At 71.0% G+C, this 396-nt stretch carries 1 protein-coding gene; it reads left to right on the forward strand.

The features are described 5' to 3' along the window. Positions 1 to 396 (forward strand): phosphopantetheine-binding protein (locus WDV06_RS37190; protein ID WP_395514208.1); only part of this gene is annotated, 396 nt, incomplete at both ends.

Here is a 396-nt window from a genome sequence, read left to right on the forward strand (position 1 = left end):
TCCGCGGACGGCGCAGGAGGAGATCCTGTGCGGCCTGTTCGGTGAGGTCCTCGGCCTCGAACAGGTCGACCCGGAGGGCAACTTCTTCGAGCTGGGCGGGCACTCCCTGCTCGCGACACGCCTGATCAGCCGCATCCGCTCCGTCTTCGGAGTCGAACTCCAGGTGCGCACCCTCTTCGAGGCGCCCTCGGTCGAGGGCCTGGCCCAGCGTCTGAACGGCGCCGACCGCGCCCGTATGGCCCTCACGGCGCGGCAGCGGCCGGACACGGTGCCGCTGTCCTTCGCCCAGCGCAGGCTGTGGGTGCTCGACCAGGTCGACGGCCCCAGTGCGACGTACAACGTTCCGTTGGCGTTGCGGTTGGGCGGGTCGGTGGACGTGGCGTCGGTGAGGTCGGC

This window comes from Streptomyces racemochromogenes, from assembly GCF_044129415.1.
Classification (GTDB): domain Bacteria; phylum Actinomycetota; class Actinomycetes; order Streptomycetales; family Streptomycetaceae; genus Streptomyces; species Streptomyces racemochromogenes_A.